The sequence below is a fragment of the Devosia epidermidihirudinis genome, assembly GCF_000971295.1.
Classification (GTDB): Bacteria; Pseudomonadota; Alphaproteobacteria; order Rhizobiales; family Devosiaceae; genus Devosia; species Devosia epidermidihirudinis.
Window position 1 is genome coordinate 1 of the sequence record NZ_LANJ01000008.1, and the last position, 5,206, is coordinate 5,206.

7 protein-coding genes are annotated in these 5,206 nt (G+C 59.1%); 4 read left to right on the forward strand and 3 right to left on the reverse strand.

The window, feature by feature from the left end; translation table 11 throughout:
• Positions 1-632 precede the first annotated feature (632 nt).
• Positions 633-875, forward strand: a complete 243-nt coding sequence (locus WH87_RS19940; RefSeq protein ID WP_197410711.1) for a class I SAM-dependent methyltransferase — start codon at positions 633-635, stop codon at positions 873-875.
• Between the two features lie 18 nt (positions 876-893).
• Positions 894-1,550 (forward strand): three-Cys-motif partner protein TcmP, encoded by a 657-nt coding sequence (gene tcmP / locus WH87_RS19255; RefSeq protein WP_245622294.1) that lies wholly within the window; start codon positions 894-896, stop codon positions 1,548-1,550.
• Here tcmP and WH87_RS02925 read toward each other — a convergent pair.
• A complete protein-coding gene (locus tag WH87_RS02925) occupies positions 1,505-2,257 on the reverse strand; it encodes a DUF5131 family protein (RefSeq protein ID WP_046137575.1) in 753 nt (250 codons plus the stop codon). The two genes, tcmP and WH87_RS02925, sit on opposite strands and share 46 nt — an antisense overlap.
• Positions 2,258-2,452: 195 nt before the next feature.
• Between WH87_RS02925 and WH87_RS18750 the strand changes: the two genes are divergently transcribed.
• Together WH87_RS18750 and WH87_RS02935 are read left to right on the forward strand one after the other, a co-directional pair.
• The gene (locus WH87_RS18750; protein WP_052726199.1) at positions 2,453-2,806 is read left to right on the forward strand and encodes an SH3 domain-containing protein; all 354 of its coding nucleotides are present in this window, start codon (positions 2,453-2,455) and stop codon (positions 2,804-2,806) included.
• 85 nt (positions 2,807-2,891) lie between these two features.
• Complete coding sequence (locus tag WH87_RS02935; RefSeq protein WP_156167964.1) at positions 2,892-3,239, forward strand: hypothetical protein; 348 nt, start codon at positions 2,892-2,894, stop codon at positions 3,237-3,239.
• Positions 3,240-3,805: 566 nt separating this feature from the next.
• Here WH87_RS02935 and hemH read toward each other — a convergent pair.
• Both hemH and WH87_RS02945 read right to left on the reverse strand, forming a co-directional pair.
• Positions 3,806-4,828 (reverse strand): ferrochelatase, encoded by a 1,023-nt coding sequence (gene hemH, locus WH87_RS02940; RefSeq protein ID WP_046137573.1) that lies wholly within the window; start codon positions 4,826-4,828, stop codon positions 3,806-3,808.
• 90 nt (positions 4,829-4,918) lie between these two features.
• The coding region (locus WH87_RS02945) for a HoxN/HupN/NixA family nickel/cobalt transporter (protein ID WP_046173218.1) at positions 4,919-5,206 on the reverse strand (288 nt) is incomplete at its 5' end.

The window sequence follows — 5,206 nt, forward strand, 5'->3', positions numbered from 1 at the left end:
CAACCCACCAGCCCAATCCCTCCCCCTATCAGGGGGAGGCCAGGAGGGGGTACTCCGATCCCTCGGCCGGACCTCAATCCAAGGCAAGGCACGCCGCTCCCACCCACAGATCGTCACCCTCGGGCCCGACCCGAGGGCTCTACACGATGCGAAGGCAAAGCCTGAATATCGAAATCTCGGCGCACCCCAAAGAATACCCCCACCTAACCTCCCCCTAAAAAGGGGGAGGAACAGATCGCATTCAAAACGAGATGTCCCCCAACCCACCAGCCCAATCCCTCCCCCTATCAGGGGGAGGCTAGGAGGGGATAATCCGATCCCTCAGCCGGACCTCAATCCAAGGCAAGGCACACCGCCACCCGCCCACAGGTCGTCACCCTCGGGCCCGACCCGAGGGCTCTACACGAGGCGAAGGCAAAGCCTGAATATCGAAATCTCGGCGCATCCCAAAGAATACCCCCACCTAACCTCCCCCTGAAAAGGGGGAGGAACAGACCGCATTCCAAACGAGACACCTCCATGTCTGTGCCAGTTACTTATCCAGCTTTCTCGAATGCGGGTGATCTGATCTTATGCAAAGGTAGACAAATAAAACTTCCCGCGATCTTCTTCGTGACAAGAAGGAGAATCGGATGAAGAAGCCTTTCAGGGGAAGCCGCGATACAGACGCCAAGTTGTCGATGCTGCATGAGTATCTCAAGCAATATTCAACAGCATTGAAGGACCAAGGCTTTGCTAGGCTCTATATCGATGCGTTTGCTGGAACTGGAAGCAAAACCGAGACCCGTCCGGCGCTGCCATTGTTTGGACCTGACTTCGCGGAGCCACAAGAAGTCGATACCCCGGGCTCTGCTCGCTTAGCCCTGTCTGTCTAACCGCCATTTCACACACTCGTGTTCATCGAACAAGATCAGGACAGGTTTCAAGAGCTGGAGCGACTGAAGGTAGAATACCCTGATCACAAGATTTTCTTGAAAAACGGTGACGCCAACCAAAACGTCAAAAAGCTCTGTACGGGTGTTCAATGGCATAAACGTCAAGGCGACATACTTGGTATGCGTGGGGTAATATTTCTTGACCCATTCGGAATGGAAGTTGATTGGACTACCGTCGAGGCAATAGCAGCGACAGAAGCACTCGACTGTTGGTACTTTTTTCCACTCTCCGGACTCTATCGGAATGCGCCGCATGACCGGACAAAACTAGAGCGCGGCAAAGAGGACAAACTAGACAGGCTTCTAGGCACGGCCGATTGGCGAGACCGCTGGTACCAACACTCCATCATGCCCGAAAATATGTTCGAAACGGAAACCGAGGCAGTCCGACGCGCAGACGTCGATGCCATTGAAGCTTATGTTTCTGAAAGACTATCAAGCGTCTTCAAGGGCGGCGTAATGCCTCCTGTAAGACTGAGACACAACAACAATGCACCGATGGCGTCGTTATTTTTTGCCGTTTCAAATCCCAGCCCCAAAGCCACAGCACTCGCTAAACGCATTGCTAGCTACATCGTCAAGCCAGGAAGCTCATCCCAAACGCGATCTCGATAGGTACGACCAGCGGCTTTCTTATTGCTTCCACCCCATTGCTTGAAGAAAAAAGCAGTGCCGGCTCTTAGACACGCTGCATGTATCTCGTCTACCCAAATTGCATCCATGGGCCGAGCTCCCGGCCCGGATTCCCCACCGACTATCGCCCACTGAATGTCGTGCAATTCTGCCCCTTCAACGGACCCGATTAGGGGTTCGAACGAGACAAAGCGAACTGCCGCCGGAACCTCTCTAAGAAAGTCTAGGCGATTGACGACGCGACTGTCCTCAACGCTCGTTCCAAGCCAGACATTTTCTAAAACTTCGAAGTCTTCGCCCGACAATATTGCAGCCATACGTTCAGGCCGCTTCGTAAGTATTTGGAAGGTGTGCTGAGGGGTGGCGGCCATGGCGGCCCACACTCTACGGATGAAATTCGTAGGAACATCTGGGTGAAACAAGTCAGACATCGAATTTACAAAGACCTTTTTGGGTCTCTTCCAAGTCTCGGGAATGGCCAGAGCTTTTTCGTCTAAAACGATTTTTCCGGTCCATTTCGCACGACCCCCAGACTTTCTGGTAGTACCTACGTATTTGGCGACGCCCATCGACTCCAATCGAGCAGCCATCCTCATTGCATAGCAATTTGTGCAGCCTGCAGTAGCGACTGTGCATCCAGCCACCGGGTTCCACGTGGCGTCAGTCCACTCGATCGACGTATCAGCCATCTACTCGTTCTCCTGATCGCAGGATGTGGCAACCGCGTAAAAAAAGTGTGGATAGAACATAATGAGAACAAAGTCAAAAAACTTGCGGTGACCTAACGACAATGAGACGTTAGTCACGCATCTACTGCAAAACCCTCCCCTGGGTACACTTGCCATCGCCCCAAATCCGCCACCTCTACCGCGCACGCTCCCCTGATGTTCACCCTCCGCACCCTGCCCCTGCTCGCCCTCCTGCTCCTCCCAGCCTTTGCCGGGCCGGTGATGGCTGAGCCGCTGACGGCGCGGGTTTCGGGGGGCAACATTGCTGTGCGCACCGGGCCGGGGCTGCATTATCAGACCATTGGCAAAATCTCGGACGGGACGCGGGTGACGCTGGAGCAGTGCACTAGCAACGAAAAATGGTGCCTGGTGACCAATCTGGGTTGGGTCAATGCCACCTACCTCGTGGGTGGCGCCGCCAAGACGGCCGTGACGCCGCCGCGCCTGCTGTTCAATCCGTTCGGCGGTTTCCGCGACCGCAACGGTTTTGACGACGGGTTCGGCTGGTAAGCCAAAGGCTTCTTCTGGTCACGCCGCCAGCAATCCCCGCTGCGCCAGCCTGCCCTATCATGCTGCCTCCCCAATGGAGGCCGCGATGGACGAACTTATTCCCTATGCCAAAGTGCTTGAGCATGAACGCCTTGTGGAGCGCTTGGCCGATCTGCGGCCCGTGGTGCTGTCTGCCACCGCCGATGGGCCCGCGCTGACGGCCAGTCCGGCGCTGGTCATGGCCTCAGCCGACCTGTTGCGCTGTGTCTATCGGCTGATTTCGCGCGAGAGCTTTGCCCGCACCCTGCCCCGGCTCGATCCCGCTGCCCCGCCGAGCCATCGCCAGCTGGTCGGCATACTGCGCGACGCCGCGCTTGCGCTGGAGCTGTTTCGCGATGCCCATATCGACCATCATCTATCCAGCTATGGCGAATGGCTGACGCTGGACGAATAGAGGGGCTATGGCACGCTGCAAAAACTTGTCCCCGCCCCCGGCGCCGCCACCATACTGCTGGTGTTCCCGTCGCTCACGATGTGCCGACGAAGCGCAGGGCGGGAAGACTGGTCGCATGGGGTCGCCCAGGCGAATGCGTGGATGCTGACCACCGGCCGGTCGGCGGACTAGGGAGAGAGGGGCGGGCGCCCCGCCCGACGCCGCTAGGACCAACCCGAAAGGGCGGCCGCTCGATGCGTGCGCAACAAAGCCAGATCGTGTGAAGCGGCTTTCGCCTCTTCATAATACCAAACAGGGGGCGCAAGCCCCCGGGACGAAAGCCGCTTCACGCCGTGTTCCCCGCTGGCCTCTTGGCCGAGCGGCGCTTTGGCATGTCTGGTGGTTGGGGGTGGGGCGCGCGGTGCCGCCCCACCCACGGCGTCACCCCGGACGTGATCCGGGGTCCATCTCGAGATCGCGCCGCAACAGCGAGGTCGTTCAATGAGGCATTTCAGGCTGGATTCCGGCTCAAGGCCGGGATGACATCGCGAACTTGGAGAGTAAAAACGTGGCCCTAGGGGTACCCCCTACAGCCACCCCCCCAGCTCCCGCCGGACCATGGCTTCGATCATGTCCATGCCTTCATCGCTGTCATTGAGGCACGGAATATAGGCGAACTGCTCGCCCCCGGCTTCCATGAACGTGTCCTTGCCCTGCATGGCGATTTCCTCGAGCGTCTCGATGCAGTCAGCCGAGAAGGCCGGCGCCAGGATGGCCACCTTCTTCATGCCCTTGCCGGGCAGCTCGCCCAGCGTCACATCGGTATAGGGTTCCAGCCACTTGGTCGGCCCGAAGCGGGACTGGAAGGTCACCATCAGCTTGGATTTATCCCAGCCCAGATACTCCCGCACCAGCCGCGTCGTCTTGAAACACTGGCAGTGATACGGATCGCCCCGCTCCAGATACTCCACCGGCATGCCGTGATAGCTGGTGATCACCACGTCCGGCTCGAAATCCAGCTTCGCCACGCCATCGCGGATCGAATTGCCCAGGGTCTCGATATATTTCGGGTCGTCGAAATAAGCCGGAGCCGTGCGCACGGCAGGCTGCCAGCGCATCTTGCCCAGCGCCTCAAACGCCTTGTCATTGGCCGTCGCCGTCGTCGTCGCCGAATATTGCGGGTAGAGCGGCACCAGCAGGATCTTCTGGCAGCCCTGCGCCTGCAGCTTCTCCAGCACGCTCCGCGTCGATGGATTGCCGTACCGCATGGCGTATTCCACCACGACGCCGTCGCCAGCCATGCGCTGCGCCAGGTTCTCGGTCTGCGCCCGCGTGATCACCCGCAGCGGGCTCTCATTGGTCCGCTGATCCCAGATCTGCGCATAAGCATGCCCACTTTTCTGCGGACGGAAGCTCAGGATCGCAAGATTGAGAATCGGCCACCACAGCCACTTCGGCGTTTCGATGACGCGCGGGTCGCTCAGGAATTCCTTGAGGTAGCGCCGCACGCTCCAATAATCCGTCGCGTCCGGCGTGCCCAGATTGAGCAGCACGACGCCAATCTTGGGCTTTTGGACGATGGGGTGGTTTGCAGGCAAAGAGTCGGACATGTGGCGCCAGTTTGGAAGGGTTCTAGGCTGGCGCGCACCATAACGTCTCTCGCGTCATCCGCAAGGCGGCGATGGGTCGCGCCACCCAATCTAAAGGCTGGCAATGAGCAATAAAACGCCGAAAGCGAACACCGCAACCGCGCCGAGCAGCTCCACCCACCACACGATCGCGCCGGTAACCGGATTATCCACCCCACCAATGCGCCGCGCGAAGCCCTTGGCCGTCACCGCCAGAATCGCCAGTGTCGCCACCGTGATCGCTGTCCCCGCCCCCATCAGGAACACAGCCAGGATGCCCGCCGGCAGCAAGCCCTGCGACAGCGCAAACACCAGCACCACCAGCGCCCCCGAGCAGGGCCGTAGCCCCACCGCCAGCAC